The sequence below is a fragment of the Kosakonia sp. BYX6 genome, from assembly GCF_038449125.1.
Classification (GTDB): domain Bacteria; phylum Pseudomonadota; class Gammaproteobacteria; order Enterobacterales; family Enterobacteriaceae; genus Kosakonia; species Kosakonia calanthes.
The window spans coordinates 1,582,547-1,609,515 of record NZ_CP151800.1; the positions used below are offsets into that span (position 1 = coordinate 1,582,547).

Here is a 26,969-nt window from a genome sequence, read left to right on the forward strand (position 1 = left end):
GGCATGACGGGAAAAAAATAGAGTGCCTAAATTAAAATCAGATACGAACAACGGCAAAATCTTCCGCCAGCCGCGTTTGTGCAAACAACGCACGACACTCTTCCAGCAGTAAAACGCTGCCGCGCGCGTCATAGCGCGAACTGATGTGCGTGATAATCAGCTTGCCCGCACCCGCGTCCACCGCCAGCTGCGCCGCCTGACGCGCCGAACTGTGCCCACGGCTGTTGGCTTTTTCTTCCATTGCGTTTTCAAGCGTGGCTTCGTGCACCATGACGTCAACATTTCGTGCCAGTTCCAGCGACGCCGGACAGGGTGAAGTATCGCCAAAAATTGCCAGCTTTTTGCCGGGTTCAGCGGGCGCGAGATAATCTGCGCCATGAATCACGCGACCGTCCTCGAGCGTGACTGAACCCCCGGCTTTCAGCGTCTGAAATAGCGGGCCGGCAGGCACACCGTCTGCCGCCAGCGCAGCGGCGTTCAGCGCGCCGGGTTTATCGTGTTCTTCGATGCGATAGCCATAACACTCCACCGGATGCGCCAGCGGGAATGCGGTGACTTTGCGCAGCCCGTCATCCACCACCAGGCCTGGCGTGACCTCTTCAATCGTCAGCGGATAATCCGTCCACGAACCGCTCAGGCGCAGCGCGGTTTCCACAAATTCACGAATGCCTTTCGGGCCATAAATATGCAGCGGCTGGACATTGCCCGCCATCGAACGGCTGCACAGCAATCCCGGCAGGCCGAAAAGATGATCGCCATGCAGATGGGTGATAAAAATGTTGTCCAGCTTGCCGGGATGAAATGCGGTGCGCAGCATCTGATGCTGAGTGCCTTCACCACAATCGAACAGCCACAGCCCCGCGCGGGTCGGATGCTGTAAATTCAGCAGTATCGCGGTGACATTACGTGCCCGCGTCGGTACGCCAGCGGAGGTGCCTAAGAAAATCAATTCCACAGTCTTTGCCTGAATGTAAAAGAATCAAGTATAACCATACGATTATGAATTAAGGAGCACACCATGATCCGCTGGCAAGACCTGCACCACGCCGAACTCACCGTCCCTGAGTTGTATGCCCTGTTAAAACTGCGCTGCGAAGTGTTTGTTGTTGAACAGACCTGTCCCTATCTTGATGTCGATGGCGATGATCTGGTCGGCGAGAACCGCCATCTGCTTGGCTGGCAGGATGATCGGCTGGTGGCTTATGCGAGGATTCTGAAAAGTGACGATAATTTCTCCCCCGTCGCGATTGGTCGCGTGATTGTCAGCGCGCAGGTTCGCGGCGAAAAATTAGGTTATCAACTGATGCAACGCGCCGTGGCCTCATGCGAGCAGCACTGGCCGCAGCACGCGCTGTACCTGAGCGCGCAGGCGCATTTGCAAAGGTTTTACGGCCAATTTGGTTTCCTGCCCGTCACCGATGTGTACGACGAAGATGGCATTCCTCACATTGGTATGGCGCGCGAGGTCAGCCAGGCGTAAACGGTAGCTATTGTCTATAGTTAGCGGACAGGTGCATAACATGGAGACAAGAGATGTCATATCAATTCAATTCAAATATTGACGACGACCTGACCCTGCTGAGCGAAACGCTGGAAGAAGTACTCCGCTCCTCAGGCGACCCCGCTGACCAGAAGTATATCGAACTGAAAGCCCGCGCCGAACAGGCGCTGCATGATGTGAAAAACCGCGTCAGCAGTGCATCGGATACCTATTACTACCGTGCGAAACAAGCGGTGTACCGCGCCGACGACTATGTGCATGAAAAACCGTGGCAAGGTATTGGCGCCGGTGCTGCTGTTGGGCTGGTGCTCGGTCTGCTGTTAGCCCGCCGCTAACGTTTCACTGCCCCTCCCTGGAAGGGGGTACTGCTATTACGCTAAGTACCTCGTATACTGTGTGGTTTTTATAACTGTGTGGTTTTTCAGGGAGGGGTTCGCGTGTTTTCCATTTCCTCTGCGCTTGGCTATCTGCATAGCCGCCTGGCTGCTGCGTTTCCCCGAACGCCCGGTTTCTGCTTCTTTGATGCTCCTTTCCCGCTCAATGACACGTTTGATCCCCTGACATGGCTGGCCTGCCAAAACGCATATCCACAGTTTTACTGGCAACAGCGCAGCGGTGCTGAAGAAGCGGCCGCGCTTGGCGCGCTCATTCCTTTCTCCTCTTTGCCACAGGCTCAACAATTTTTACACCTACACCCGGACGATGTGCGGATCTGGGGGCTGAATGCGTTTGATCCTGATTCAGGCGCGCTGTTTTTACCGCGTCTGGAGTGGCGGCGAGAACGCGGGCGCGCCATGCTGCGTTTATACCTCTATAGCGACAGTTCGCTGCATGACGATGCCCAATGCGCAGCGGATTTTCTGGCCACGCTGGTGGGCTCCACACCGTTAGAAAACGTGCAGCAACCGTGCCTTGAGCAGCATCATTTTCCGGAGCGTGAAGGCTGGGAAACGTTGATCAACCAGGCGCTGTTAACGCTCAGTAGCGGCGAACTGGATAAAGTCGTGCTCGCCCGCGCCACCGATTACCACTTCGCCCACGCCGTTCAGGCCGCCTCGCTGATGGCCGCCAGCCGTCGCCTCAACCACCGCTGTTTTCACTTTATGTACGTCTTCGATGCGCAAACCGCTTTTTTAGGCTCGACGCCGGAACGGTTGTGGCGGCGTCGCGGAATGGCTCTGCGTACCGAAGCGCTCGCCGGAACGGTCGCCAATCATGACGATGACGCACAGGCGCAACAGCTTGCGGGCTGGCTGATGAATGACGATAAAAACCAGCGCGAAAATATGTTGGTGGTCGAAGATATCTGCCAGCGCCTGCAACACCAGACCGGGGCGCTGGAAATATTGCCGCCGCAGGTGCTGAGGCTGCGCAAAGTGCAGCATTTACGCCGTTGCATCTGGGGGGATCTGCAAACAGCGGATGATGCCCTGTGTTTACAGTTGCTCCAGCCGACCGCGGCGGTTGCCGGTTTGCCGAGGCGTGAAGCGTGGGCGTTTATCGAACACCATGAGCCGTTTGAACGGGAATGGTACGCCGGTTCGGCGGGGTATCTGTCGCGCGGGCAGAGTGAATTCTGCGTAGCGCTGCGTTCGGCGAAAATCAGCGGCAATACGGTCCGCCTCTATGCCGGGGCGGGGATTGTGCCGGGATCGGACGCGCAACAAGAGTGGCAGGAAATCGAGAATAAAGCGGCGGGGCTGCGATCATTGTTGCTGTAGACGCACGTATAAACGACCTATATCAAAAACACATAGTTCACGAATATTTATACTTAGACGTAATGTTGATACCGGACAAATTCATGTCAATAAGTTCATTTAACCGACGCTGGGCGGCGGTGATCCTCGAAGCCTTAACCCGCCACGGCGTCAGGCATGTCTGCATTGCGCCGGGATCACGTTCCACCCCTTTAACGTTGGCCGCAGCGGAAAACCGCGCGCTGATTCATCACACCCATTTTGATGAGCGCGGGCTGGGTCACCTCGCGCTGGGGTTAGCAAAAGCCAGCAATGAGCCCGTGGCGGTGATTGTGACGTCCGGTACGGCGGTTGCGAATCTCTATCCCGCGCTGATTGAAGCGGGCCTGACCGGTGAAAAACTGGTGCTGCTGACCGCCGATCGCCCGCCAGAACTGATTGATTGCGGCGCTAACCAGGCCATCCGCCAGCCGGGCATGTTCGCCTCGCACCCGGCAGAATCCATTGCGTTACCGCGCCCCTCGCAGGATATCCCGGCGCGCTGGCTGGTTTCCGCCATTGATAACCTGCTCGGCACGTTACACGGCGGGGCGGTGCATATTAACTGCCCGTTCGCCGAACCGCTGTACGGTGAAATGGACGATACCGGCCTCGCCTGGCTGCAGGCATTGGGCGGCTGGTGGCAGGATGATAAACCCTGGCTGCAAGCCTCAACGCGACTCAGCAGCGAGAAACAGCGCGACTGGTTTTTCTGGCGTCAAAAACGCGGCGTCGTGGTGGCGGGGCGCATGAGCGCCGCCGAAGGCCGCCAACTGGCTGAATGGGCGAAAACCCTCGGCTGGCCGCTGATTGGCGATGTGCTTTCGCAAACCGGGCAACCTTTGCCGTGCGCCGATCTCTGGCTGGGCAACAGCCTGGCGATTGAAGAACTGAACCAGGCGCAAATCGTCTTGCAATTTGGCAGTAGCCTGACCGGGAAACGGCTGTTGCAGTGGCAGGCCACTTGCCGGCCTGAAGAGTACTGGCTGATTGATCGTCTTTCGGGACGGCTTGATCCCGCACACCATCGCGGTCGCCGCTTGGTTTCGGATGTTGCCAGTTGGCTGGCGCAACATCCCGCAGAGCCGCGCGCGCCGTGGTGTGAAGTCATTCCTTTCCTTTCCGAACAGGCGTGGGAAAAAGTCTGTGCCCGGCGCGACACCTTCGGCGAGGCGCAACTGGCGCACCGCATCGCGGACTATTTGCCCGAACAGGGGCAACTGTTTCTTGGCAACAGCCTGGTGGTGCGGCTGGTCGATGCGCTGGGCCAATTGCCGGTGGGTTACCCGGTTTATAGCAATCGCGGCGCGAGCGGTATTGATGGCCTGCTTTCCACGGCGGCAGGCGTGCAGCGGGCCACGGCGCGCCCGACACTGGTCATCGTCGGCGATCTCTCCGCGCTTTACGATCTCAACGCGCTGGCGCTGCTGCGGCAGGTTTCCGCGCCGTTTGTCCTGCTGGTGGTCAATAACAACGGTGGGCAAATCTTCTCGCTGTTACCCACGCCGCCCGCCGAGCGCGAACAATTTTATTTGATGCCGCAACATGTGCATTTCGATCATGCCGCTGCCATGTTCGGCCTGCATTATCATCGTCCGGAAAATTGGGACGCACTGGAACAGGCACTTAACGGTGCCTGGCACAAACCGGGGGCGACGGTGATTGAATTGGTGGTGAACGACACTGATGGTGCGCAAACATTGCAAAGCCTGCTCGCACAGGTGAGCCAGTTATGATCCTGCACGGGCACGCCATGGCAGGGCGTCAGCCGCAACCGTGGCTGGTGTTTCTGCACGGCTTTTCCGGCGATAACCGCGAATGGCAGCCGGTTGGCGCCACGCTGGAGAATTTCCCGCGTTTGTACCTCGACCTGCCCGGTCATGGCGGTTCGGCGGCGCTTTCTATCGCCTCTTTTGCTGAAATGGACGCATTGCTGCGCGCGACCCTTGTTCGTTACAACATCCTTAACTACTGGCTGGTGGGTTACTCCCTCGGCGGGCGCATTGCCCTGTACCACGCCAGCCAGAAACCGGCCGGTTTAAACGGTGTGATTGTCGAAGGCGGTCACCCCGGCCTGATTGACGACAATGTCCGCGCGGCGCGGCTGATTGCCGACCGACAGTGGTGCGAACGCCTGCGCCAGCAACCGCTCGCCGAGGTGTTTGACGCCTGGTACCGGCAGCCGGTTTTCGCCACATTGCACGAACCGCAGCGCGCGGCGCTGGTGGCACTGCGCAGCAAAAACAACGGCACGACGTTGGCGGCAATGCTGGAGGCAACGTCGCTGGCGCAGCAGCCGGATCTGCACAGCGCCTTGCGGGCGGTACCTTTCCCAATTCATTATTTGTACGGTGAACATGACAGTAAATTCCAGGCGTTGGCGACCCACGTCACCCGCCACTGTCACGCCATTCCTGCCGCCGGGCACAACGCGCACCGGGACAATCCCGCCGCCGTTGCCTCTGCCCTGGCGCGAATTCTGCGTCTTGAGATAAAGGACACACTATGATCTACCCCGATGAAAACATGCTCTACGCGCCGGTTGAATGGCGTGACTGCTCCGAAGGTTTCTCCGATATTCGTTATCAGAAATCTGCCGACGGCATCGCCAAAATCACTATCAACCGCCCGGCAGTGCGCAACGCGTTCCGCCCGCTGACGGTGAAAGAGATGATTCAGGCGCTGGCCGATGCGCGTTATGACGACAATGTGGGCGTGATCATTTTGACGGGCGAAGGGGAGAAAGCTTTCTGTGCCGGTGGCGATCAGAAAGTGCGTGGCGATTACGGCGGCTACCAGGATGACTCTGGCGTGCATCACCTCAACGTTCTTGATTTCCAGCGCCAAATTCGCACCTGCCCGAAACCTGTCGTGGCGATGGTGGCTGGTTACTCCATCGGCGGTGGCCACGTGCTGCACATGATGTGTGATCTGACCATCGCGGCGGAAAACGCTATTTTCGGCCAGACCGGCCCGAAAGTCGGCTCCTTCGACGGCGGTTGGGGCGCGTCCTACATGGCGCGTATTGTCGGGCAGAAAAAAGCCCGCGAAATCTGGTTCCTCTGTCGCCAGTACGATGCAAAACAAGCGCTGGATATGGGGCTGGTCAATACCGTTGTGCCGCTCGCCGAACTGGAAAAAGAGACCGTACGCTGGTGTCGTGAAATGCTGCAAAACAGCCCGATGGCGCTGCGCTGCCTGAAAGCGGCGCTCAATGCCGACTGCGATGGTCAGGCGGGTCTGCAAGAGCTGGCGGGCAATGCCACCATGCTGTTCTACATGACCGAAGAAGGGCAGGAAGGCCGCAACGCCTTTAACCAGAAACGCCAGCCTGACTTCAGCAAATTTAAACGGAATCCGTAATGCGCCAGGCGCAGGTTTACCGCTGGCAAATCCCCCTCGACGCGGGCGTGGTGCTGCGTGAGCGACGCCTAAAAACCCGTGACGGGCTGTTTGTCCATCTGCAAGAAAATGGGCGCGAAGGCTGGGGCGAAATTGCTCCCTTGCCGGGGTTCAGCCTCGAAACGCTGGATGAGGTTCAGCCATTGGTCGTTGCGTGGGCGCGCGGCTGGCGCAGCGGTGCTTCGTTGCCGCTGCCTGCGCCGTCTTCTGCGGCGTTTGGTCTCAGTTGCGCACTGGCTGAGTTGCATGACGAATTGCCCGCATCTGCCGATTACCGCGCGGCGATGTTATGCACAGGCGACCCGGACGAACTTTTCGCCGCGCTTGCCGCCTTGCCCGGCGAGAAGCTGGCGAAAGTCAAAGTCGGGCTGTACGAAGCCGTGCGCGACGGAATGGTGGTCAACCTGCTGCTGGAATCGATTCCTGATTTACAGCTGCGTCTGGATGCTAACCGTGCCTGGACGCCACTGAAAGCCCAGCAATTCGCCAAATACGTAAACCCGCACTTTCGCTCGCGCATCGCGTTTCTCGAAGAACCCTGCAAACAACGCGCAGACTCGCTGGCGTTCGCCCTGCAAACCGGCATCACCATCGCCTGGGATGAAAGCCTGCGCGATGCCGACTTTACATTTGAACCGCAGCCGGGCGTTGGCGCGGTGATTATTAAACCGACGCTCACCGGCAGCCTGCAAAAGGTGCAACAGCAGGTTGCGGCGGCGAAAGCGCTGGGTCTGACGGTGGTTATCAGTTCCTCCATTGAGTCGAGCCTCGGCCTGACGCAACTGGCACGGATTGCCGCCTGGCTGACGCCGGGCACGGTTCCGGGGCTGGATACATTGCAACTGATGAAATGCCAGCTGATCCGCCGTTGGCCAGAGAGTGATTTACCCTGCTTGCAGTCGGATAGACTGGAACCACTCCTATGATGTTTTCTGACTGGCCCTGGCGTCACTGGCGGCAAGTGCGCGGTGAACAGACGGCGATTCGCCTTGATCAACACACGTTGAACTGGCGGCAACTTTGCGTACGTGTTGATCGCCTGGCTGCGGGCTTTGCCCGTCAGGGCGTGCGCGAAGGCGACGGTGTGATGTTGCGGGCGCGCAATCAGCCAGAAACGGTGCTGGCCTGGCTGGCGTTATTGCAATGCGGGGCGCGGATATTACCGGTGAACCCGCAATTACCCGCGTTGTTGCTGGATGCGTTACTGCCACAATTAACGCTGTGTTTTGCCCTCGATCTCGATTCATCGGCTTATGACGGCGAGTTAACCGCGCTGGTGCTGCAAGATGCCGAGGGCGATTATGCCGTGGACTGGCAGGCGCGGCGGCTGGCGTCGATGACATTAACCTCCGGCTCCACCGGTTTACCGAAAGCCGCTGTGCATACCTGTGCGGCGCATCTCGCGAGCGCGCAGGGCGTGCTGGCATTGATCCCGTTTGCCTCGCAGGACGACTGGTTACTCTCATTGCCATTGTTCCATGTTTCCGGACAAGGGATTTTATGGCGCTGGCTGTTCGCCGGGGCTCGCATCACCGTGCATCATGGCGTGCCGCTGGAACAGGCGCTGTCTGGCTGTAGCCATGCCTCGCTGGTTCCCACGCAGTTATGGCGTTTGCTCAATGATAATGTGCCCGTTTCGTTAAACGCGGTGCTGCTTGGCGGCGCGGCAATCCCGGTTGAACTCACGCAGCAGGCAAGCGCGCGCGGCATCCGTAGCTGGTGCGGCTATGGCCTGACGGAATTCGCCTCGACGGTGTGCGCCAAAGAAGCCGATGGCGCGCCGGATGTGGGTTATGCGCTGCCGGGCCGCGAGGTCAAAATTGTCGATGAAGAGGTTTGGCTGCGCGCCGCCAGCATGGCGTCCGGCTACTGGTGCAACGGGGAATTATTGCCGCTGGGCAATGATGAAGGCTGGTTTCCGACTCGCGATCGCGGCGTATTGAATGAGGGGTGTCTGACGATTCGCGGGCGGCTGGACAATCTTTTTTTCAGCGGCGGCGAAGGCATTCAGCCCGAAGAAGTTGAGCGCGTGATTGCCCGTCATCCGCACGTGCGGCAAGTGCTGGTGGTGCCCATAGATGATGAAGAGTTCGGTCAGCGCCCGGTCGCGGTGGTGGAATGCGACGCCGAAATAGATATTGCGGCGTTAAGCGCATGGGTTGCAGATAAACTGGCGCGTTTCCAGCAGCCCGTCCGCTGGCTGGCACTGCCCGCAGAACTCAAAAACGGCGGTATCAAAATCGCCCGCCGCGCCGTACAGCAGTGGGTGAATTCACCTGCCGCGAAAGTTGAGAAGGCGTGATCTGCGTTTTTTTGCGCGCTTTCACGAGGAAGTGAACAGCGAAAAACAGTCAGCGAAAAGGGTGTGGTAGTTTGCGTGCAGGATACTGGCGCAGGGATAGCTATGCACGCTTCATCATCTTCTACACCGCATGATGCGGTGTTTCGCAAATTGTTGTCACACGCGGAGACGGCCCGCGATTTCTTCGAAATCCATTTGCCGGAGCGCCTGCTCGCGCTCTGCGATTTCACGACACTACATCTGGAATCGGGCAGCTTCGTTGAAGACGACCTGCGCTATTGCTATTCCGATGTCCTCTACTCGCTAAAAACGACCTCCGGCGACGGGTATATTTATGCGCTGATTGAGCACCAAAGTTCGCCGGACCGCAATATGGCCTTTCGCCTGATGCGTTATGCCATTGCGGCGATGCAGCGCCACCTTGATAAAGGGCATAGCGTGCTGCCGTTAGTGATCCCGGTGCTCTTTTATCATGGTCGGGTAACGCCCTATCCATGGTCGCTACGCTGGCTGGATACTTTTCAATTGCCGCAGCAGGCCGAAGGCCTTTATACCGATGCCTTCCCGCTGGTGGATATCACACAAATTCCCGATGCCGAAATTGCCCGGCATCGCCGAATCGCGATGCTCGAACTGCTGCAAAAACATGTGCGGCAGCGGGATATGCTGGAGTTTCAGGAGCAACTGGTCAGCCTGCTGGCGCTGGGATACACTGGCGGCGTTCAGTTGAAAGCGTTGCTGCATTACTTGGTACTGGCCGGGTTCACTGCCGATCCGGCAACGTTTCTGGACGCGATTGCCAACAGAACGACGGACCATCAGCAAAAGGAGGTGTTAATGAACATTGCACAATATCTTCGTGAAGAAGGCCTGACTAAGGGCCTGGCGCAGGGGCGAGCCGAGGGGGTTCAGCAGGAAGCATTACGCATCGCGAAAGTGATGTTGGAAAAGGGCATGGAGCCGGACATCGTGGCGACACTGACCGGGCTCCCTGCGGATGTGGTGGAAAAAGCGCGCCACTAGTCTCTTAAAGTAAACCTTTCAGCGTCAGCGTATGGCGGGTCGCATCGTTTAAGTCATAGCGATGCAGATCCGCTGGTTCGACCCACGCGTATTCCTGAAACTCTTCGTTAATGCACACTTCGCGATTGGCGCTGACACAGTCAAAAATCAGGTAAATCATATAGATCTGCTCTTTGCTGCCGTCGGCATAGCTTTTCACCCGCACATCATCGCGAAAGGTCCAGGGTGTCACCTGGCGTAGTTCCAGTTTATCGCCCAGTTCTTCGCGGATTTCCCGGCGCAGCGCCTCTTCAATCCGTTCTCCTGGCTCGACGCCACCGCCTGATAACGCCCACTGGCCGGGAAAAACGCCCCGATCATCGGCCATTTTGCACAGCAGATACGCGCCGTTGTTTTCAATCAATGGGCAAACAATCGTCCGTTGTCGCATGGTTTTTTCCTTAACGCTGGTGAACAGAAGGGGCAATCTTATACCACGCGGCGACGCTGAAATATTGACCCCATCACTCATTGCTGGCCTTTTTATTCATTCTTCTGTCAGAAAAATAAGCGTACAATCAGAGGCTTTTGGGCATTGGCCCGTTATGTGCGGAAATCAAAAATGAAAAAAGTGGCTTTATTAAGTTTTGCTGGCTTGTTGCTGGCCTCTACCGGGGCGCAGGCCGTAAGTGTAAACGGACAAATTGGGAAAGATTACACCAGTCTGGGTTTCGGCCTGGGAACCGAAACAAGTGGTATCGCCGTGAGCGGTAACTGGGCGCACAGCGAAGACGATGGCGACATCGCGGGTCTGGGCTTGGGTTACAACTTACCGCTCGGCCCGTTCCTCGCAACCGTCGGTGGTAAAGGCATTTATCTGAATCCAGACGTCGGCAGCGAAGGTTACGCTGTGGCGGTTGGCGGTGGTTTGCAGTGGCAAATCGCCAGCAGCTTCAGCCTGTTTGGCGAATATTACTACTCGCCTGACTCGCTCTCCAGCGGCATCAAAGAGTACCAGGAAGCGAATGCCGGTGCGCGTTACACCATTATGCGTCCGTTCACCATCGAAGCAGGCTACCGTTATATCGATATGGCGGGCAAAGATGGCAATCGCGACAACGTCGTCGCCGACGGCCCGTATATCGGCGCCAGCGCAAGCTTCTAATCCCCCGGCGCGGTGTTCAGCCGCGCCAGTTTCCCCCGTTTTTACTCTGCGCATACGCTATAGTGTTTCAACCCCGATTGCAGGAGCTAACGATGTTAAATGTGGAGATGTTATCGACCGGCGATGAAGTACTGCATGGTCAAATTATTGATACCAATGCGGCCTGGCTGGCTGACTTTTTCTTTAACCAGGGGCTGCCGTTAACGCGCCGCAATACCGTCGGCGACAATCTCGACGATCTAGTGACCATTTTGCGTGAGCGCAGCGAACAGGCGGATGTGCTGATTGTTAATGGTGGGCTGGGGCCAACCAGCGACGACCTGAGCGCAATGGCCGCGGCGACGGCGAAAGGCGAGGGCTTGGTGTTGCACGAAGCCTGGCTGGCGCAGATGGAACGTTTTTTCACCGAGCGCGGTCGCGTGATGGCGCCGAGCAACCGCAAACAGGCGGAAATTCCGGCCAGCGCAGAGCTGGTGGATAACCCGGTCGGCACCGCTTGCGGTTTCGCTATCCAGTTGAATCGCTGCCTGATGTTTTTCACTCCCGGCGTGCCGTCGGAATTCAAAGTGATGGTCGAGCGCGAAATCCTGCCGCGTCTGCGCGAGCGCTTTACCTTACCGCAACCGCCGGTTTGCCTGCGCCTTACCACGTTTGGCCGCTCGGAAAGCGACCTGGCGCAGAGCCTTCAACACCTCGACCTGCCGCCAGGCGTGGTGATGGGCTACCGTTCATCGATGCCGATTATTGAATTGAAACTGACCGGCCCGGCAGAGCAGCGCACGGCGATGGAAGCCCTGTGGCCGGAAGTGAAACGCGTGGCGGGCGAGAGCCTGATTTTCGAAGGAACCGACGGGTTACCCACTGCGTTGGCCGCTGCCCTGCGCGAGCGCCAGTTAAGCCTGACTCTGAGCGAGCAGTTCACCGGCGGGTTAGTGGCCCTGCAACTCTCCCGCGCGGGTGCGCCGCTACTGGCCAGCGAAGTCTTGCCTTCGCAGGCGGAAGCGCTGGCGCAAACCGCTCGCTGGACCACCGAACTGCGCGACCGGCATCTTGCCGGGCTGGCATTAACCGTGACCGGCCTTGAAGACGATTGCCTGAACTTCGCGCTGGCAACGCCGGAAGGCACGCGCGCATTGCGGGTGAAATTCAACACCAACCGCCACGGTCTGGTGGTGCGCCAGGAAGTATGCGCGATGATGGCGTTGAATATCCTGCGCCGCTGGCTGGCGGGCAAAGACATTGCCAGCGACCACGGCTGGATCAATGTCGTCGAAACCCTGTCGGTGGAGCAAACGCCGCTAGCCTAATGCGCGCGCCAGCAAAGTAATGGGATGTTCGCAGCGTTTGCTGGTGGACATCTCAATCTGCCATTTACAGGTTTCGCAATCTGTTATCACCAGATCCGCGCCGCTGGCTTCAATCTGCGCAAACAGCGGTGCGCCAATCGCCTGCGAGGTCGGGTAGTTTTCACTTTTGAAACCATACGTCCCGGCAATCCCGCAGCAGCGCGAATCCAGCACTGTGAGTTCCAGCCCCGGAATGCGTCGCAACAGCTCCAGCGTGTAGTGCGTCCAGCCCATTTTTTCCATATGACACGGCGTGTGATAAACCACTTTCAGCGGCGTCTCGCGAAGCGTCAGGCTGCGCCCTTCGTCGAGCATGCGCCAAATCCAGCGCGTGGCTAAATCGATATGTGCACGCACATGGCTGTTATCTACTTCCAATAGGTGCGGGTACTCATCGCGCAAGGTAAATGTGCAGGTGGAGGAGGTGGCAATCACCGGCAGGCCATCCATGCCAATTGCCTGCTCCAACGATTGCACATTACACTGCGCCTGCTTTTTCGCTTTGTCGAAAAATCCGTTGGCAATCAGTGGCACGCCGCAGCACTTCTCCCGTTGTAATAACTGCACGCCGATGCCCATATGATTCAGTACCTGAATCAGATCCTTGCCCAGTTGCGGGTGGTTGTAATTGACATAGCAACCGTGGAAAAACGCCACCTGCTGCGCGAACGTCTGCTGTTTGGCCGCGACGCTGCGATACCAACGGCGAAATGTGCCGTTGGAATATTTTGGCAACGTGCGGTGATGATCAATTTTTAAAGCTTTATCCAATAACTGACGCACCGGTTTTAAAGACGTTGCGGCATTAACCAGCGGGGCTACCGGTGTAGAAAGTGTGCCCATCAAATCGGTGTGGCTGAGGATCGCGTTACGCACGGAAAACGGTTTTGTTGCGTACTGCGCCCGGGCGCGCTGAATAATATCGCCGATTTTTACCCCCGACGGGCAGGCGGTTTCGCACCGTTTGCAGTTTGTGCAGTACTTCAACGCCTCGTCATACAGCGCGGCATCTTTCAGGCGAAGCCGCTCGCCATCCGGGCCGGCCTGTTTCGGGCCGGGATACGCCGGGTTAACGCGGCTGACCGGGCACGCGGTGGTGCAGACGGTACATTTGATACAGCTTTCAAATGGGCTGCTGTTCATTATTCGCCTCCCTGAGCTAGGATCTGTTGCGCCGCGTGCAGCGCGGTCACGGCGCAAACACCTGCGCCACAGCCCTGCGCGATGGCATCAAACCCGCCCAACACAGAGCCGATAACAAAGAGATTGTCCAGCGCCTCGCCGTGTCGCAGGCCGTGCAGATGTTCATCGGTTCGCACGCCGAATTGTTGCCATGGCTGCGTATCAAACACATCGTCGCGATACCAGTCGCGCCGTTCTGCGCTTTGCAACACATCCAGATCAAACACCGCTTCGCGTACGCGATCGCGCCCGGCGATTAATCCGTTACTGAAAAAACTGCCGCTGGCGAGCACCACATGGCGCGCGCGCAGCGGGATATCTTCATGCTTGCGCGTCCATAACTGCGTGACGCGCGCGTTGTTAGTATCGGCGCGCAGCACGTCATCGCCGGGCATCCAGTTTCCGCCGCTGCGGGTAAAGCGCTGTTGCAGCAAATGTTGCATGCGCATGCCCGGCACAGACGGCGGCAGCGTCGGCAACAGGCGCAGCGGGCAGGCGAGTTGTTGGTTCAGGCGATCAAACACAACACTGTCCGTCAGGCCAAAACAGGCGGGCAGGTAGAGCATTTCATACTGCTCGCTCAGCGGGCGCAGCGCTGCATACAGTGCCTCAAAGTGTTCCGGCAAATCCAGTTGGCGGGCGATATTGACGGCGCGGAACTCACTGGCGTTATCGCGTAGCCGGTCAAGCAGCGGTAGCTCGATCTCTTCGGCCTGGGCGTCAATGCCGCGTTTACGCAGTGCGCCAGCGGCGAGTTGTGGCTGAAAATCGAGAAAACCACTGATGCCAACCACGCCGGTGTGTAGCCGGGTCTGCGTTTTTAACGGTACTTCCTGCGGGCTAAGCCACGCCTGGCGGAAGGTTCCGAGCGGAGTGACGCGCTGGTGCGGCGTATCCACATCGCCCTGTAACGCCAGACCGCAATCGGCGAGCAGGGTTTGCGTTTGCTGCGCATACTGGCGCACGCGCTGTGCGCCAAGCCGGGCATAGGGATGTTCGCTATGCTGTTGCTGAAGCTGGGCGATTGCGCTTTCCAGGTTGTCGACCGGCTGGCCGTCCGGCAGATACGACAGTAAATCTAACGAACCGGAGGAGAAGCTCAGCGCACTCTGGCCCCGGCTGACAATGGCGCAGCGCTGGCCGCTTTCGCTTAGGCGAATCCCGCACAGCAACCCCGCCAGCCCGCCGCCAATGATCACCGTATCAAATCTCATCTTCCGTCTCCTTTTCCAGCCCGCACAAACCTTGATAAACCCAGCGTGTAAACTCGCTTTCGCGTAACGCATCGCCCCAGGCGACAGGTTTAATGCCTTTCCAACGCTCGTTGAGAAAATCCACCAGTTGGCTGAGGGATTCGTTTTCGTTGGTGACATGCAGCCGGTTGAGTAACCCGGCGGCGCGACAGGCGCAGAGTTCGCCCTGGCAAGTTCCCATGCCGACGCGCGTGCGGCGGCGCAAATCCAGCAGCGAGTGGACGTTGAGGTTCTCCACTGCATATTGCACTTCGCCCGCCGTGACCGCTTCGCACTCGCACACCAGGCTGCGATTATGCCGATCGCCGCCCAGCCAGCCCGGCGTGCGATCGCCATGGCGATAAACCGCAGAGCCGCGTAGCGGCGTGGGCAGCGAGATGATTTTTTTCAGCGCCTGTTCGGTGGATTCGCGCGAACCGGGCAGCGCCGTGGTGGCGGTGGTGCAGGTGGCGCTGTGGTTCAGTTTGCGGCACACCGCATCTGTCGCCCATTCCGCCATCAGGCGGTAGGTCATTAACTTGCCGCCGGTGATGGTGATAAAACCCTCCAGCCCGTCGCGTTTGGCGTGATCCAGCAGCACAATGCCCCGGCTGACGTTGCGCCCGCTGGGATCATCATCGCTGGCGACCAGCGGGCGAACCCCGGCGTAAGCACGCAAAATGCGCGTGCGTGCCATGATTGGCGCCAGTTTTTCGCCTTCGCGCAGCAAAATATCCACTTCATCGGGCGTCACGCGCAGGTTATCGATATCGGCATAATCGATGTGTGTCGAGGTGGTGCCAATCAGGGAAATGGTGTCGCCAGGCACCAGAATGTCGGCGTCGGCCGGTTTGCGGCAGCGGTTGATCACATGTTGGTTGATGCGGTGATCGAGGATCAGCAGCGCGCCTTTCGCCGGGAACATGTGAATGCGCAGGTCGGCATATTCGGTGATGCGCTGGCCCCAAATTCCGGCGGCATTCACCACGATGGGAGCGTAGATCTCCTGCGTTTCGCCGCTGGCCGCGTGTCGCAAACGCACGCCGCGCACCGTATCGCCCTCGCGAATCAACCCGCAGACTTCATGCCCGGTGAGGATTTTCGCGCCGTGTTCGCGGGCATCCAGCATATTGCTGGCAGTCAGGCGGAAGGGATCGACGGTGCCGTCCGGCACGCGCACGGCGCCAATCAAGGCCGGGTTCGCGGCAGGCTCTATGCGCAAGGCATCCTGCGGCGAAATCGCCTGCGCCGGAATACCGGCTTGCAAACAGGCGTCGATAAACAGTTTCTGATAGCCAAGGTCATCTTCGGGCAGGGTGATAAACAGGCCATCGGTCGGTTCAATACAGTGGCGGGCAATGCGTTTGAGGATTTGGTTTTCAGCGATACATTCGCGCGCGGATTCATTATCCGTCACCGCATAACGCGCGCCGCTGTGCAGTAACCCGTGGTTACGCCCGGTCGCGCCGGTGGCGATATCGTGGCGTTCGAGCAGCACCGCGCGCAGGCCGCGCAGGGCGCAATCGCGGGCAATGCCAGCGCCCGTTGCGCCGCCGCCGATAATGATCACATCGTAGTCACTGGAGTTAGGCATGGTGGTGTCCTGGCTAGTCGACGTTCTTTGCCGGCCATTTAGCCATACTCTTGCTGTGGTTTGTTTGATATCGCGCATAAACGAACAAAAAACGAAAATAACAGACACCTTTGAGCACGAAGTTAGATGTTTGTCATATTTCTGTAACATTATCTACGACATTTTGTTTTATCTGGTCAAAACTATCTCTACACTTCGCCGCGATTAACTCAAATTATGTTCGTTTTCACTCATGATGATTAATGTCATGAGCCTTACCGCGCCACGGAGGCCGCTTATGCTGAGCATTTTCAAACCTGCCCCTCACCAATCGCGTTTGCCGGACGCACAGGTTGACCCGTTATATCGCCGTTTACGCTGGCAAATCTTTCTTGGCATCTTCTTCGGTTACGCCGCGTATTACCTGGTGCGCAAAAACTTCGCGTTGGCGATGCCGTATTTGGTTGAGCAGGGTTTTTCCCGTGGCGATCTGGGCTTTGCGTTGTCGGGCATTTCCATTGCGTACGGTTTTTCGAAATTCATTATGGGCTCGGTCTCGGACCGCTCGAACCCGCGCGTCTTCTTGCCTGCCGGGTTGATTCTGGCGGCAGCGGTGATGCTGTTTATGGGCTTTGTGCCGTGGGCCACCTCCAGCATCATGATTATGTTTGTGCTGTTGTTTCTCTGCGGCTGGTTCCAGGGTATGGGCTGGCCGCCGTGCGGTCGTACGATGGTGCACTGGTGGTCGCAAAAAGAGCGCGGCGGCATTGTTTCGGTATGGAACTGCGCGCATAACGTCGGCGGCGGCATTCCGCCGTTGCTGTTCCTGTTAGGGATGGCGTGGTTTAACGACTGGCATGCGGCGCTGTATATGCCCGCTTTCGGCGCGATTCTGGTGGCGATTATCGCCTTCGCCCTGATGCGCGATACCCCGCAGTCCTGCGGTTTACCGCCGATTGAAGAGTACAAAAACGACTACCCGGACGATTACAGCGACAAGCACGAAGAAGAACTGTCGGCGAAGCAGATCTTTATGCAGTACATCTTGCCGAACAAATTGCTGTGGTATATCGCGGTGGCGAACGTATTTGTCTACCTGCTGCGTTACGGCATTCTCGACTGGTCACCGACCTACCTGAAAGAGGTGAAGCACTTCGCGCTGGATAAATCCTCGTGGGCGTACTTCCTGTATGAATACGCGGGCATTCCCGGCACGCTGCTGTGTGGCTGGATGTCGGACAAAGTGTTCCGCGGCAACCGTGGCGCGACCGGCGTGTTCTTTATGACGCTGGTGACCATCGCGACGGTCGTTTACTGGCTGAACCCGCCGGGCAACCCGAGCGTGGACATGGCCTGCATGATCATCATTGGCTTCTTGATTTACGGCCCGGTGATGCTGATTGGTTTGCATGCGCTGGAGCTGGCACCGAAAAAGGCCGCCGGTACCGCAGCGGGCTTTACCGGCTTGTTTGGTTATCTCGGCGGTTCCGTCGCTGCCAGCGCCATTGTCGGTTATACCGTGGATTTCTTCGGTTGGGACGGCGGCTTTATGGTGATGATTGGCGGTAGCATTCTGGCGGTATTGTTGCTGATTGTTGTGATGATCGGCGAAAAACGCCACCACGCCGACGTGCTTGCGCGCCGTCAATAAAAGGAGCCGTAATGAAAACCACTTTTACGCGTATTACCTCAGGTCTGCTGCTGGCAGGCCTGATGGCAAGCCAGGCGCTGGCTGCCGATAAACTGGTTATCGCCCATCGTGGCGCCAGCGGTTATTTGCCGGAGCACACGCTGCCCGCCAAAGCGATGGCCTACGCGCAGGGCGCGGATTATCTGGAGCAGGATTTGGTGATGACCAAAGACGACCGCTTGGTTGTCTTGCACGATCATTATCTGGATCGCGTGACGGATGTCGCCGAGCGTTTCCCGGAACGAGCCCGTAAAGATGGACGTTTTTACGCCATCGATTTCACGCTGGATGAGATCCGCTCGCTGAAATTCACCGAAGGCTTTGAGCTGGAAAACGGCAAAAAAGAGCAGGTGTTTCCGGGGCGTTTCCCGATGGGCAAATCCGATTTCCGGATTCATACCTTTGAAGAGGAAATTGAGTTTGTGCAGGGGCTGAACCACTCCACCGGCAAAAACATTGGTATCTACCCGGAAATTAAAGCGCCGTGGTTCCATCATCAGGAAGGCAAAGACATTGCGACGGCGACGCTGGACGTGCTGAAAAAGTACGGTTACACCCGCAAGCAGGACAAAGTTTATTTGCAGTGTTTTGACGCCGATGAACTGAAGCGTATTAAGAACGAACTGGAACCGAAGATGGGGATGGATCTCAATCTGGTACAGTTGATTGCCTACACCAAATGGCAAGAAACCCAGCAGAAACAGCCGGATGGGAAATGGGTTAATTACAACTATGATTGGATGCTGAAACCGGGCGCGATGAAAGAGATTGCCAAATACGCTGACGGAATTGGTCCGGATTACCATATGTTGGTGGCGGATGGTTCAACGCCAAATAGCGTGAAACTGACCGCGATGGCGAAAGAGGCGCATGCCAGCCATTTGCAGGTGCACCCGTTTACCGTGCGCGCCGATCAGTTGCCGGAGTACGCCAGCGATGTGAATCAGCTTTACGATGTGTTGTACAACCAGGCCGGGGTAGATGGGTTATTTACCGATTTCCCGGACAAAGCGGTGCAGTTTTTAAAAGATAAGCCGTTGTAGGTTGCAAACCGTAGGTCGGATAAGGCGGAGCCGCCATCCGACATTTTTATCAGGCCTGCGGGTTTACATCTCGATTTCGATATCGCCTTTTGCCCGGCAGCAGCAGGGCAAAATTTCCCCTTCGTTGATAAAGGCCAGCGGCTCGGTAATCCAGTCAACCTGGCCTGCCACCAGGCGACAGCGGCAGGAGCCGCAGTAGCCCGAGCGGCACTGGTATTCAACTTCCACTTGTTGCGACTCAAGCGCCACCAGCAGAGAAGGGTGCTCATCCCGGCACTGCACTTGCGTGCCGGAAAGGCGAAGCGTTATGCGGCTCATCAGAGCTGGAAGTTACTCAGATCGTCGGTATTGACTTCCGAGTCGATCTGGCCGACCAGATAGGAGCTGACTTCCACTTCCTGCGGCGCAACCTGCACGTTATCGGACACCAGCCAGGTGTTGATCCACGGAATCGGGTTGGAGCGGGTCTGGAACGGCAAATCGAGGCCGACCGCCTGCATACGGATATTGGTGATGTACTCCACGTACTGGCAGAGAATATCTTTGTTCAGGCCAATCATAGAACCGCCCTGGAACAGGTATTCCGCCCACTCTTTTTCCTGCACCGCCGCCTGAACGAACAGGTCGTAGCACTCCTGCTTGCACGCTTCGGCAATCTCCGCCATTTCCGGATCATCGACGCCAGAACGCAGCAGGTTCAGCATATGTTGCGTCCCGGTCAGGTGCAGCGCTTCATCGCGGGCAATCAGACGGATAATTTTGGCGTTGCCTTCCATCAGTTCGCGCTCGGCGAAAGCGAAAGAGCACGCGAAGCTGACATAGAAGCGAATCGCTTCCAGCGCGTTCACGCTCATCAGGCACAGGTAGAGTTTCTTTTTCAACTCGCGCAGGTTCACGGTCACGGTTTTGCCGTTCACCGTGTGTGTGCCTTCGCCGAGCAGATGCCAGTAGCTCGTCATCTCGATCAAATCATCGTAGAAGTGCGAAATGCCTTCCGCGCGCTTGAGGATCTGATCGTTGGTCACGATGTCGTCAAACACCACCGCCGGATCGTTAACGATATTGCGGATAATGTGGGTGTATGAGCGCGAGTGGATAGTTTCTGAAAACGCCCAGGTTTCGACCCAGGTTTCCAGTTCCGGAATGGAGATCAGCGGCAGCAGCGCGACGTTCGGGCTACGACCCTGAATGGAATCCAGCAGCGTCTGGTATTTCAGGTTGCTGATAAAAATGTGCTTTTCGTGTTCCGGCAGCGCCTGGAAATCGATGCGGTCGCGGGAAACATCAACTTCTTCCGGACGCCAGAAAAAGGAGAGTTGTTTTTCAATCAGTTTTTCGAAGATGTCATATTTTTGCTGATCAAAGCGCGCCACGTTCACCGGCTGACCAAAGAACATCGGTTCCAGTAGCTGGTTGTTTTTCTTCTGTGAAAAGGTGGTGTAAGCCATGAATGTAATGTGTCCTGTCTGAAATGAAATGCAGGATGGTGCTTCGAATGCCGGAAGGCGCTGCGCTTATCCGGCCTACAATATCGCGTGATCATGTGTAGGCCGGATGAGGCGTTACGCCGCCATCCGGCACGAGATTAAATCTTACAAGCGCCGCTTTCGCAGCCATCGTCCTGGATGGATGGCACCAGATCATCCTGGGCATCTTCCGCGCCATCGCGGGTGTTTTGATAGTACAGCGTCTTCACACCAAATTTGTAGGCGGTGAGCAAGTCTTTCAACAATTGCTGCATTGGCACTTTACCCGACGGGAAGCGAGACGGATCGTAGTTGGTGTTCGCTGAAATCGACTGATCGATGAACTTCTGCATAATGCCGACCAGTTGCAGGTAGCCGTCGTTATTCGGCATTTCCCACAGCAGTTCGTAGGCATTTTTCAGTTGCTCATAATCCGGCACAACCTGGCGCAGGATCCCGTCTTTCGACGCTTTGATGCTTACATGGCCGCGCGGCGGCTCAATGCCGTTGGTGGCATTGGAGATCTGCGACGAGGTTTCAGACGGCATCAACGCGGAAAGCGTGGAGTTACGCAGACCGTGGGTTTTGATGGATTCGCGCAGCGCTTCCCAATCGTAATGCAGCGGCTCGTTGGTAATACCGTCAAGATCTTTCTTGTACGTATCGATCGGCAAAATACCCTGCGAGTAAGTGGTTTCGTTGAACCACGGGCACGCGCCTTGCTCTTTCGCCAGCTCGTTAGAGGCTTTCAGCAGCCAGTACTGAATCGCTTCGAAGGTCTGGTGCGTCAGGTTGTTGGCGCTGCCATCGGAGTAACGCTTGCCGTTTTTCGCCAGCCAGTAAGCGAAGTTGATCACGCCAATACCCAGCGTGCGGCGACCCATTGCACCGCGTTTTGCGGCGAGGATCGGGTAATCCTGGTAGTCGAGCAGGGCGTCGAGCGCGCGAACCGCAAGCGTTGCCAGCTCTTCCAACTCGTCGAGATTTTTAATCGCGCCCAGGTTGAACGCAGACAGCGTACAAAGCGCAATCTCGCCGTTTTCGTCGTTGACATCATCCAGCGGCTTGGTCGGCAGCGCGATTTCCAGGCACAGGTTGGACTGGCGCACCGGCGCGATCGCCGGATCGAACGGGCTGTGGGTGTTGCAGTGGTCGACGTTCTGAATGTAGATACGGCCAGTCGATGCGCGTTCCTGCATCATCAGCGAGAACAGCTCAACGGCTTTAATGCGCTGTTTGCGGATGCTGTCGTCTTTTTCGTATTGGGTGTACAGGCGTTCGAACTCGTCTTGATCGGCGAAGAATGCGTCGTACAGGCCAGGCACGTCGGACGGGCTGAACAGGGTGATCTCTTCCCCTTTCAGCAGGCGGGTGTACATCAGCTTGTTGATCTGTACGCCGTAGTCCATGTGACGCACGCGGTTGCCTTCCACGCCACGGTTGTTTTTCAGTACCAGCAGGCTTTCCACTTCCAGGTGCCACATCGGGTAGAACAGCGTGGCCGCGCCACCGCGCACGCCGCCCTGGGAACAGGATTTCACGGCGGTTTGGAAATGTTTGTAGAACGGAATACAGCCGGTGTGGAACGCTTCACCGCCGCGGATCGGGCTACCCAGCGCACGGATGCGACCGGCGTTGATACCGATCCCGGCGCGCTGGGAAACGTATTTCACGATCGCGCTGGAGGTGGCGTTGATGGAGTCCAGGCTGTCGCCGCACTCGATCAGCACACAGGAACTGAACTGGCGAGTCGGGGTGCGCACGCCGGACATGATGGGCGTCGGCAGGGAAATCTTGAACGTCGATACCGCGTCATAAAAGCGCTTCACGTAATCCAGACGGGTTTCACGCGGGTAGTTGGAGAACAGGCACGCGGCAACCAGCATATACAGGAACTGCGCGCTCTCGTAGATCTCACCGGTGACGCGGTTCTGTACCAGATATTTGCCTTCCAACTGCTTAACCGCCGCGTAGGAGAAGTTCATATCGCGCCAGTGGTCGATAAAACCGTCCATCTGCTGGAACTCTTCTTCCGTGTAGTCTTCCAGCAGATGATGATCGTATTTGCCCAGTTCAATCATTTTCTTCACATGATCAAACAGCGCAGGCGGTTCGAACTGACCGTAGGCTTTTTTACGCAGGTGGAAAATGGCCAGGCGCGCGGCCAGGTACTGGTAGTCCGGCGCGTCGCGGGAGATCAAGTCCGCAGCGGCTTTGATAATGGTCTCGTGGATATCGGAGGTTTTGATACCGTCGTAGAACTGAATATGGGAACGCAGTTCAACCTGGGAGATGGAAACGTTGCTCAGGCCTTCTGCCGCCCAATCCAGTACTCGATGAATTTTGTCGAGATTGATGCGCTCAGTGCCACCATCACGCTTTGTCACCAGCAGACTCTGATTCATGTGATTACCTGTCCGTGAAATAAAAATATCCCCCGTTTATCCACAAAACGCCGCTGTGACTAACTCTGTGGATAAATACTATATGTAGGGGGTATGCGATAAGAGAAACGCTATATGGTGAGTATTCTAGTAAGGATTCTTTTCAGTACAAGAGTTGATTTTGAGGTTAAATTGAGGTTGCGAAAGCGTAATAAACGCTAAGTCCTCGTCGCGTAAGGCTTGCAGGGCATGTCAATAATCTTAAAAAAAAAATGAAAATTTGATCGAGTGCTGATTTCTTCATCGGCGAAGGCGATTGCGCAGATTGAGACCGCGCAATCTTTATAAGATTAAGTGATGACGTTAGTTATTTTTTGGCTGTTGTATGCAACATGTAATTCACATCAACACCCGGCCCAAGCTTAAATTGGTTCAGCAGTGGGTTGTAGTGTAAGCCGGTCATGTGACGCTCCTGTAACACGGTGTCATCGACCCAACTTAACAGTTCAGCGGGTTTAATGAATTTCTTCACATCGTGCGTACCTTTCGGCACCATGCGCAGCACATATTCCGCACCGACGACCGCCATTAGCCAGGATTTGCCATTGCGGTTGATGGTCGAGAAAAAGACGTGACCGCCGGGTTTAACCAACTGCGCGCAGGCTTTTACAACGGATTGCGGGTCGGGTACGTGTTCCAGCATCTCCATGCAGGTCACGACATCATAAAGTTGTGCGTGCTTTGCCGCGTGCTCTTCAACGGTTTCCTGCACGTATTCAACTTGCACGCCAGACTCCAGCGCATGCAGACGGGCAACCTGCAATGGCTCAAAACCCATATCCAGCCCGGTCACCACCGCGCCTTCTTGCGCCATGCTTTCCGCCAGGATGCCGCCGCCGCAGCCGACATCCAGCACTTTCTTACCGAATAAGCCGCCGGCGTGTTCGCCAATGTAGCCCAAACGCAGCGGGTTAATGCGATGCAGGGGTTTAAACTCGCCTTCTTTATCCCACCAGCGTGAAGCGACGGCTTCAAATTTGGCGATTTCAGCGTGATCAACGTTCTGAGCGACCGACGATTTTTCGGCATTCATGGGCGCATTTACTCCTCTCTCAATAAGACGGGTGAGTATATCAGGCCAACGGGATGAATAAACCTTTGCGAGGGTGTTATAGGTTTACCTGTATTAAAGCGGTTGTGTTATAATTTGCGACCTTTGAATCCGGGATACAGTAGAGGGATAGCGGTTAGATGAGCGACCTTGCGAGAGAAATTACACCGGTCAACATTGAGGAAGAGCTGAAAAGCTCCTATCTGGATTATGCGATGTCGGTCATTGTTGGCCGTGCACTTCCGGATGTCCGAGATGGCCTGAAACCGGTTCACCGTCGCGTACTTTACGCCATGAACGTATTGGGCAACGACTGGAATAAAGCCTACAAAAAATCTGCCCGTGTCGTTGGTGACGTAATCGGTAAATACCATCCCCATGGTGATTCCGCGGTGTATGACACCATTGTCCGTATGGCACAGCCGTTTTCGCTGCGTTACATGCTGGTTGATGGTCAGGGGAACTTCGGTTCCATCGATGGCGACTCTGCGGCGGCGATGCGTTATACGGAAATCCGCCTGGCGAAGATTGCCCATGAGTTGATGGCCGATCTCGAAAAAGAAACCGTCGATTACGTTGATAACTACGACGGCACTGAAAAAATTCCTGATGTGATGCCCACCAAGATCCCGAACCTGCTGGTTAACGGGTCTTCCGGTATCGCGGTTGGTATGGCAACCAACATTCCGCCACACAACCTGACGGAAGTGATCAACGGCTGCCTGGCCTACATTGATAATGAAGACATCAGCGTTGAAGGGCTGATGGAGCACATTCCGGGGCCGGACTTCCCGACCGCGGCGATCATCAACGGTCGTCGTGGTATCGAAGAAGCCTACCGCACCGGTCGCGGCAAGATCTACATTCGCGCCCGCGCGGAAGTGGAAACCGACGCGAAAAACGGCCGCGAAACCATCATCGTGCATGAAATTCCGTACCAGGTGAACAAAGCGCGCCTGATCGAGAAAATCGCCGAGTTGGTGAAAGATAAACGCGTTGAAGGCATCAGCGCACTGCGCGACGAGTCTGATAAAGACGGTATGCGCATTGTGATTGAAGTGAAGCGCGATGCCGTGGGTGAAGTGGTTCTCAACAACCTTTACTCGCAGACGCAGCTGCAAGTCTCTTTCGGGATCAACATGGTGGCATTGCACCATGGTCAGCCGAAGATCATGACGCTGAAAGAAATTCTCGCCGCGTTTGTTCGCCACCGCCGTGAAGTGGTGACCCGCCGCACGATTTTCGAACTGCGTAAAGCCCGTGACCGCGCGCATATCCTTGAAGCGCTGGCGGTTGCTCTGGCAAACATCGACCCCATTATTGAACTGATTCGTCGCGCGCCGACGCCGGCAGAAGCGAAAGCGGGCCTGGTCGCACAGCCGTGGGATCTGGGCAACGTTGCTTCCATGCTGGAACGTGCTGGCGATGACGCGGCGCGTCCGGAGTGGCTGGAGCCAGAGTTTGGTATTCGCGATGGCAAATACTACCTGACCGAACAGCAGGCACAGGCGATTCTGGATCTGCGTTTGCAGAAACTGACCGGCCTTGAGCACGAAAAACTGCTCGAAGAGTACAAAGAGCTACTGGGTCAAATCGCTGAATTGCTGTACATCCTCGGTAGCGCAGAGCGCCTGATGGAAGTGATTCGCGAAGAGCTTGAGCTGGTTCGCGAGCAATTTGGCGACGAGCGTCGTACCGAAATTACCGCTAACACCGCTGATATCAATATCGAAGACCTGATCAACCAGGAAGACGTGGTTGTGACGCTGTCGCATCAGGGCTATGTGAAGTATCAGCCGCTGACCGATTACGAAGCTCAGCGTCGCGGTGGTAAAGGTAAATCGGCTGCACGTATTAAAGAAGAAGACTTTATTGACCGCCTGCTGGTGGCCAACACCCACGACACGATCCTCTGCTTCTCCAGCCGTGGACGTCTCTACTGGATGAAGGTTTACCAGTTGCCGGAAGCGAGCCGTGGCGCGCGTGGTCGTCCGATCGTCAACCTGCTGCCGCTGGAGCAGGATGAACGTATCACCGCGATCCTGCCGGTGCGTGAATACGCTGAAGGCGTGAACGTCTTTATGGCGACCGCCAGCGGTACTGTGAAGAAAACCGCGCTGACCGAGTTCAGCCGTCCGCGTTCTGCCGGCATTATTGCCGTCAACCTGAACGAAGGCGATGAGCTGATTGGCGTCGATCTGACTTCCGGTAGCGACGAAGTGATGCTGTTCTCTGCCGCCGGTAAAGTGGTGCGCTTTAAAGAGAGCGCAGTGCGTGCGATGGGCCGTACGGCAACGGGCGTGCGCGGTATCCGCCTGGCGGGTAGCGACAGCGTGGTTTCGCTGATCGTGCCGCGCGGCGAAGGTGCAATCCTGACGGTAACGCAAAACGGTTACGGTAAACGTACCGCAGAAACCGAGTACCCGACCAAATCGCGCGGTACGCAGGGTGTTATCTCCATCAAGGTCACCGAGCGTAACGGTTCTGTGGTCGGTGCAGTGCAGGTTGATGATTGCGACCAGATCATGATGATCACTGATGCCGGTACGCTGGTGCGTACTCGCGTTTCGGAAATCAGCGTGGTCGGTCGTAACACCCAGGGCGTAATTCTGATCCGTACGGCGGAAGATGAAAACGTGGTGGGTCTGCAACGTGTGGCTGAACCGGTGGATGACGAAGAGCTCGACTCCATCGACGGCAGCGTGGCGGAAGGCGATGATGATATCGCGCCGGAAGTCGACACCGATGACGATGCGGCGGATGACGACGCCGAATAACGCGCTATAAAGGGCCGGTTTCCGGCCCTTTTTCATTGCCATTGCGACCTTTGC

Annotated in this window: 23 protein-coding genes; 14 read left to right on the forward strand and 9 right to left on the reverse strand. The window is 56.8% G+C overall.

Translation table 11 applies throughout. The features are described 5' to 3' along the window. Positions 1-37: 37 nt before the first annotated feature. On the reverse strand, positions 38-955 hold the full coding sequence (gene rbn, locus AAEY27_RS07440) for a ribonuclease BN (protein ID WP_342324309.1): 918 nt from the start codon (positions 953-955) through the stop codon (positions 38-40). Between the two features lie 63 nt (positions 956-1,018). Between rbn and AAEY27_RS07445 the strand changes: the two genes are divergently transcribed. From AAEY27_RS07445 to AAEY27_RS07485, 9 genes are all read left to right on the forward strand, one after another. Further along, positions 1,019-1,480 (forward strand): GNAT family N-acetyltransferase, encoded by a 462-nt coding sequence (locus tag AAEY27_RS07445; RefSeq protein ID WP_342324310.1) that lies wholly within the window; start codon positions 1,019-1,021, stop codon positions 1,478-1,480. 53 nt (positions 1,481-1,533) lie between these two features. Further along, positions 1,534-1,836 (forward strand): stress response protein ElaB, encoded by a 303-nt coding sequence (elaB, locus tag AAEY27_RS07450; protein WP_342324312.1) that lies wholly within the window; start codon positions 1,534-1,536, stop codon positions 1,834-1,836. 102 nt (positions 1,837-1,938) lie between these two features. Further along, on the forward strand, positions 1,939-3,222 hold the full coding sequence (menF, locus tag AAEY27_RS07455; RefSeq protein ID WP_342324313.1) for an isochorismate synthase MenF: 1,284 nt from the start codon (positions 1,939-1,941) through the stop codon (positions 3,220-3,222). Between the two features lie 83 nt (positions 3,223-3,305). Continuing rightward, positions 3,306-4,976, forward strand: a complete 1,671-nt coding sequence (gene menD, locus AAEY27_RS07460) for a 2-succinyl-5-enolpyruvyl-6-hydroxy-3-cyclohexene-1-carboxylic-acid synthase (protein ID WP_342324315.1) — start codon at positions 3,306-3,308, stop codon at positions 4,974-4,976. Continuing rightward, positions 4,973-5,749: a 2-succinyl-6-hydroxy-2,4-cyclohexadiene-1-carboxylate synthase gene (gene menH, locus AAEY27_RS07465; RefSeq protein WP_342324316.1), complete on the forward strand. Its 777-nt coding sequence runs from the start codon at positions 4,973-4,975 to the stop codon at positions 5,747-5,749. Before menD ends, menH begins: the two co-directional genes overlap by 4 nt. Beyond that, the gene (gene menB, locus AAEY27_RS07470) at positions 5,746-6,603 is read left to right on the forward strand and encodes a 1,4-dihydroxy-2-naphthoyl-CoA synthase (protein ID WP_342324317.1); all 858 of its coding nucleotides are present in this window, start codon (positions 5,746-5,748) and stop codon (positions 6,601-6,603) included. The genes menH and menB overlap by 4 nt, the downstream gene beginning before the upstream one ends. Then, positions 6,603-7,568, forward strand: coding sequence for an o-succinylbenzoate synthase (gene menC, locus AAEY27_RS07475; protein ID WP_342324319.1), 966 nt, complete (start codon positions 6,603-6,605; stop codon positions 7,566-7,568). The genes menB and menC overlap by 1 nt, the downstream gene beginning before the upstream one ends. Beyond that, positions 7,565-8,944: an o-succinylbenzoate--CoA ligase gene (gene menE, locus AAEY27_RS07480; protein WP_342324320.1), complete on the forward strand. Its 1,380-nt coding sequence runs from the start codon at positions 7,565-7,567 to the stop codon at positions 8,942-8,944. The genes menC and menE overlap by 4 nt, the downstream gene beginning before the upstream one ends. A 102-nt stretch (positions 8,945-9,046) precedes the next feature. Further along, complete coding sequence (locus AAEY27_RS07485; RefSeq protein ID WP_342324322.1) at positions 9,047-9,967, forward strand: Rpn family recombination-promoting nuclease/putative transposase; 921 nt, start codon at positions 9,047-9,049, stop codon at positions 9,965-9,967. A gap of 4 nt (positions 9,968-9,971) precedes the next feature. Here the strand turns inward: AAEY27_RS07485 and nudI are convergent, their stop codons facing one another. After that, entirely contained in the window at positions 9,972-10,397 is a 426-nt protein-coding gene (gene nudI / locus AAEY27_RS07490; RefSeq protein ID WP_342324323.1) for a nucleoside triphosphatase NudI, read from the reverse strand. 171 nt (positions 10,398-10,568) lie between these two features. Here nudI and AAEY27_RS07495 point away from each other — a divergent pair, with 171 nt between their 5' ends. Continuing rightward, on the forward strand, positions 10,569-11,111 hold the full coding sequence (locus AAEY27_RS07495) for a YfaZ family outer membrane protein (protein ID WP_342324325.1): 543 nt from the start codon (positions 10,569-10,571) through the stop codon (positions 11,109-11,111). A 92-nt stretch (positions 11,112-11,203) separates the two neighbouring features. Beyond that, the gene (locus AAEY27_RS07500) at positions 11,204-12,418 is read left to right on the forward strand and encodes a nicotinamide mononucleotide deamidase-related protein YfaY (RefSeq protein ID WP_342324326.1); all 1,215 of its coding nucleotides are present in this window, start codon (positions 11,204-11,206) and stop codon (positions 12,416-12,418) included. On the opposite strand, the gene glpC is transcribed toward AAEY27_RS07500, so the two are convergent. Genes glpC through glpA form a run of 3 tightly spaced genes read right to left on the reverse strand, consistent with a single transcriptional unit; the run spans position 12,410 to position 16,465 of the window. Next, positions 12,410-13,600 carry an anaerobic glycerol-3-phosphate dehydrogenase subunit GlpC gene (gene glpC / locus AAEY27_RS07505; RefSeq protein ID WP_342324327.1) on the reverse strand — a complete coding sequence of 397 codons (1,191 nt, stop codon included), beginning with the start codon at positions 13,598-13,600 and terminating at the stop codon, positions 12,410-12,412. The genes AAEY27_RS07500 and glpC overlap by 9 nt on opposite strands. Further along, the gene (gene glpB, locus AAEY27_RS07510) at positions 13,600-14,853 is read right to left on the reverse strand and encodes a glycerol-3-phosphate dehydrogenase subunit GlpB (RefSeq protein ID WP_342324329.1); all 1,254 of its coding nucleotides are present in this window, start codon (positions 14,851-14,853) and stop codon (positions 13,600-13,602) included. The genes glpC and glpB overlap by 1 nt, the downstream gene beginning before the upstream one ends. After that, on the reverse strand, positions 14,843-16,465 hold the full coding sequence (glpA, locus tag AAEY27_RS07515; RefSeq protein ID WP_342324331.1) for an anaerobic glycerol-3-phosphate dehydrogenase subunit A: 1,623 nt from the start codon (positions 16,463-16,465) through the stop codon (positions 14,843-14,845). Before glpA ends, glpB begins: the two co-directional genes overlap by 11 nt. Before the next feature lie 277 nt (positions 16,466-16,742). On the opposite strand from glpA, the gene glpT reads away from it, so the two are divergent. Continuing rightward, the gene (glpT, locus tag AAEY27_RS07520; protein ID WP_342324333.1) at positions 16,743-18,095 is read left to right on the forward strand and encodes a glycerol-3-phosphate transporter; all 1,353 of its coding nucleotides are present in this window, start codon (positions 16,743-16,745) and stop codon (positions 18,093-18,095) included. 11 nt (positions 18,096-18,106) lie between these two features. Beyond that, positions 18,107-19,177 (forward strand): glycerophosphodiester phosphodiesterase, encoded by a 1,071-nt coding sequence (gene glpQ, locus AAEY27_RS07525; protein WP_342324334.1) that lies wholly within the window; start codon positions 18,107-18,109, stop codon positions 19,175-19,177. 63 nt (positions 19,178-19,240) lie between these two features. Here glpQ and yfaE read toward each other — a convergent pair whose 3' ends face one another. The 4 genes from yfaE to ubiG all read right to left on the reverse strand — a co-directional run bounded on the left by yfaE (position 19,241) and on the right by ubiG (position 24,120). Beyond that, complete coding sequence (yfaE, locus tag AAEY27_RS07530) at positions 19,241-19,495, reverse strand: class I ribonucleotide reductase maintenance protein YfaE (RefSeq protein ID WP_342324335.1); 255 nt, start codon at positions 19,493-19,495, stop codon at positions 19,241-19,243. Then, complete coding sequence (gene nrdB, locus AAEY27_RS07535) at positions 19,495-20,625, reverse strand: class Ia ribonucleoside-diphosphate reductase subunit beta (RefSeq protein WP_342324336.1); 1,131 nt, start codon at positions 20,623-20,625, stop codon at positions 19,495-19,497. The genes yfaE and nrdB overlap by 1 nt, the downstream gene beginning before the upstream one ends. Positions 20,626-20,762: 137 nt before the next feature. Further along, positions 20,763-23,048, reverse strand: a complete 2,286-nt coding sequence (gene nrdA / locus AAEY27_RS07540; protein ID WP_342324338.1) for a class 1a ribonucleoside-diphosphate reductase subunit alpha — start codon at positions 23,046-23,048, stop codon at positions 20,763-20,765. Positions 23,049-23,394: 346 nt separating this feature from the next. Next, positions 23,395-24,120, reverse strand: a complete 726-nt coding sequence (gene ubiG, locus AAEY27_RS07545) for a bifunctional 2-polyprenyl-6-hydroxyphenol methylase/3-demethylubiquinol 3-O-methyltransferase UbiG (RefSeq protein ID WP_342324340.1) — start codon at positions 24,118-24,120, stop codon at positions 23,395-23,397. 158 nt (positions 24,121-24,278) lie between these two features. Here ubiG and gyrA point away from each other — a divergent pair, with 158 nt between their 5' ends. Next, the gene (gene gyrA, locus AAEY27_RS07550) at positions 24,279-26,915 is read left to right on the forward strand and encodes a DNA topoisomerase (ATP-hydrolyzing) subunit A (protein ID WP_342324341.1); all 2,637 of its coding nucleotides are present in this window, start codon (positions 24,279-24,281) and stop codon (positions 26,913-26,915) included. Positions 26,916-26,969 lie beyond the last annotated feature (54 nt).

Bases quoted from the DNA above. Each gene is read 5' to 3' on its own strand.
- AAEY27_RS07445 (WP_342324310.1), top strand. From the start codon at position 1,019: ATGATCCGCTGGCAAGACCTGCACCACGCCGAACTCACCGTCCCTGAG.
- elaB (WP_342324312.1), top strand. From the start codon at position 1,534: ATGTCATATCAATTCAATTCAAATATTGACGACGACCTGACCCTGCTG.
- menD (WP_342324315.1), top strand. From the start codon at position 3,306: ATGTCAATAAGTTCATTTAACCGACGCTGGGCGGCGGTGATCCTCGAA.
- menH (WP_342324316.1), top strand. From the start codon at position 4,973: ATGATCCTGCACGGGCACGCCATGGCAGGGCGTCAGCCGCAACCGTGG.
- menB (WP_342324317.1), top strand. From the start codon at position 5,746: ATGATCTACCCCGATGAAAACATGCTCTACGCGCCGGTTGAATGGCGT.
- menC (WP_342324319.1), top strand. From the start codon at position 6,603: ATGCGCCAGGCGCAGGTTTACCGCTGGCAAATCCCCCTCGACGCGGGC.
- menE (WP_342324320.1), top strand. From the start codon at position 7,565: ATGATGTTTTCTGACTGGCCCTGGCGTCACTGGCGGCAAGTGCGCGGT.
- AAEY27_RS07485 (WP_342324322.1), top strand. From the start codon at position 9,047: ATGCACGCTTCATCATCTTCTACACCGCATGATGCGGTGTTTCGCAAA.
- nudI (WP_342324323.1), bottom strand. From the start codon at position 10,397: ATGCGACAACGGACGATTGTTTGCCCATTGATTGAAAACAACGGCGCG.
- AAEY27_RS07495 (WP_342324325.1), top strand. From the start codon at position 10,569: ATGAAAAAAGTGGCTTTATTAAGTTTTGCTGGCTTGTTGCTGGCCTCT.
- AAEY27_RS07500 (WP_342324326.1), top strand. From the start codon at position 11,204: ATGTTAAATGTGGAGATGTTATCGACCGGCGATGAAGTACTGCATGGT.
- glpC (WP_342324327.1), bottom strand. From the start codon at position 13,600: ATGAACAGCAGCCCATTTGAAAGCTGTATCAAATGTACCGTCTGCACC.
- glpB (WP_342324329.1), bottom strand. From the start codon at position 14,853: ATGAGATTTGATACGGTGATCATTGGCGGCGGGCTGGCGGGGTTGCTG.
- glpA (WP_342324331.1), bottom strand. From the start codon at position 16,465: ATGCCTAACTCCAGTGACTACGATGTGATCATTATCGGCGGCGGCGCA.
- glpT (WP_342324333.1), top strand. From the start codon at position 16,743: ATGCTGAGCATTTTCAAACCTGCCCCTCACCAATCGCGTTTGCCGGAC.
- glpQ (WP_342324334.1), top strand. From the start codon at position 18,107: ATGAAAACCACTTTTACGCGTATTACCTCAGGTCTGCTGCTGGCAGGC.
- yfaE (WP_342324335.1), bottom strand. From the start codon at position 19,495: ATGAGCCGCATAACGCTTCGCCTTTCCGGCACGCAAGTGCAGTGCCGG.
- nrdB (WP_342324336.1), bottom strand. From the start codon at position 20,625: ATGGCTTACACCACCTTTTCACAGAAGAAAAACAACCAGCTACTGGAA.
- nrdA (WP_342324338.1), bottom strand. From the start codon at position 23,048: ATGAATCAGAGTCTGCTGGTGACAAAGCGTGATGGTGGCACTGAGCGC.
- ubiG (WP_342324340.1), bottom strand. From the start codon at position 24,120: ATGAATGCCGAAAAATCGTCGGTCGCTCAGAACGTTGATCACGCTGAA.
- gyrA (WP_342324341.1), top strand. From the start codon at position 24,279: ATGAGCGACCTTGCGAGAGAAATTACACCGGTCAACATTGAGGAAGAG.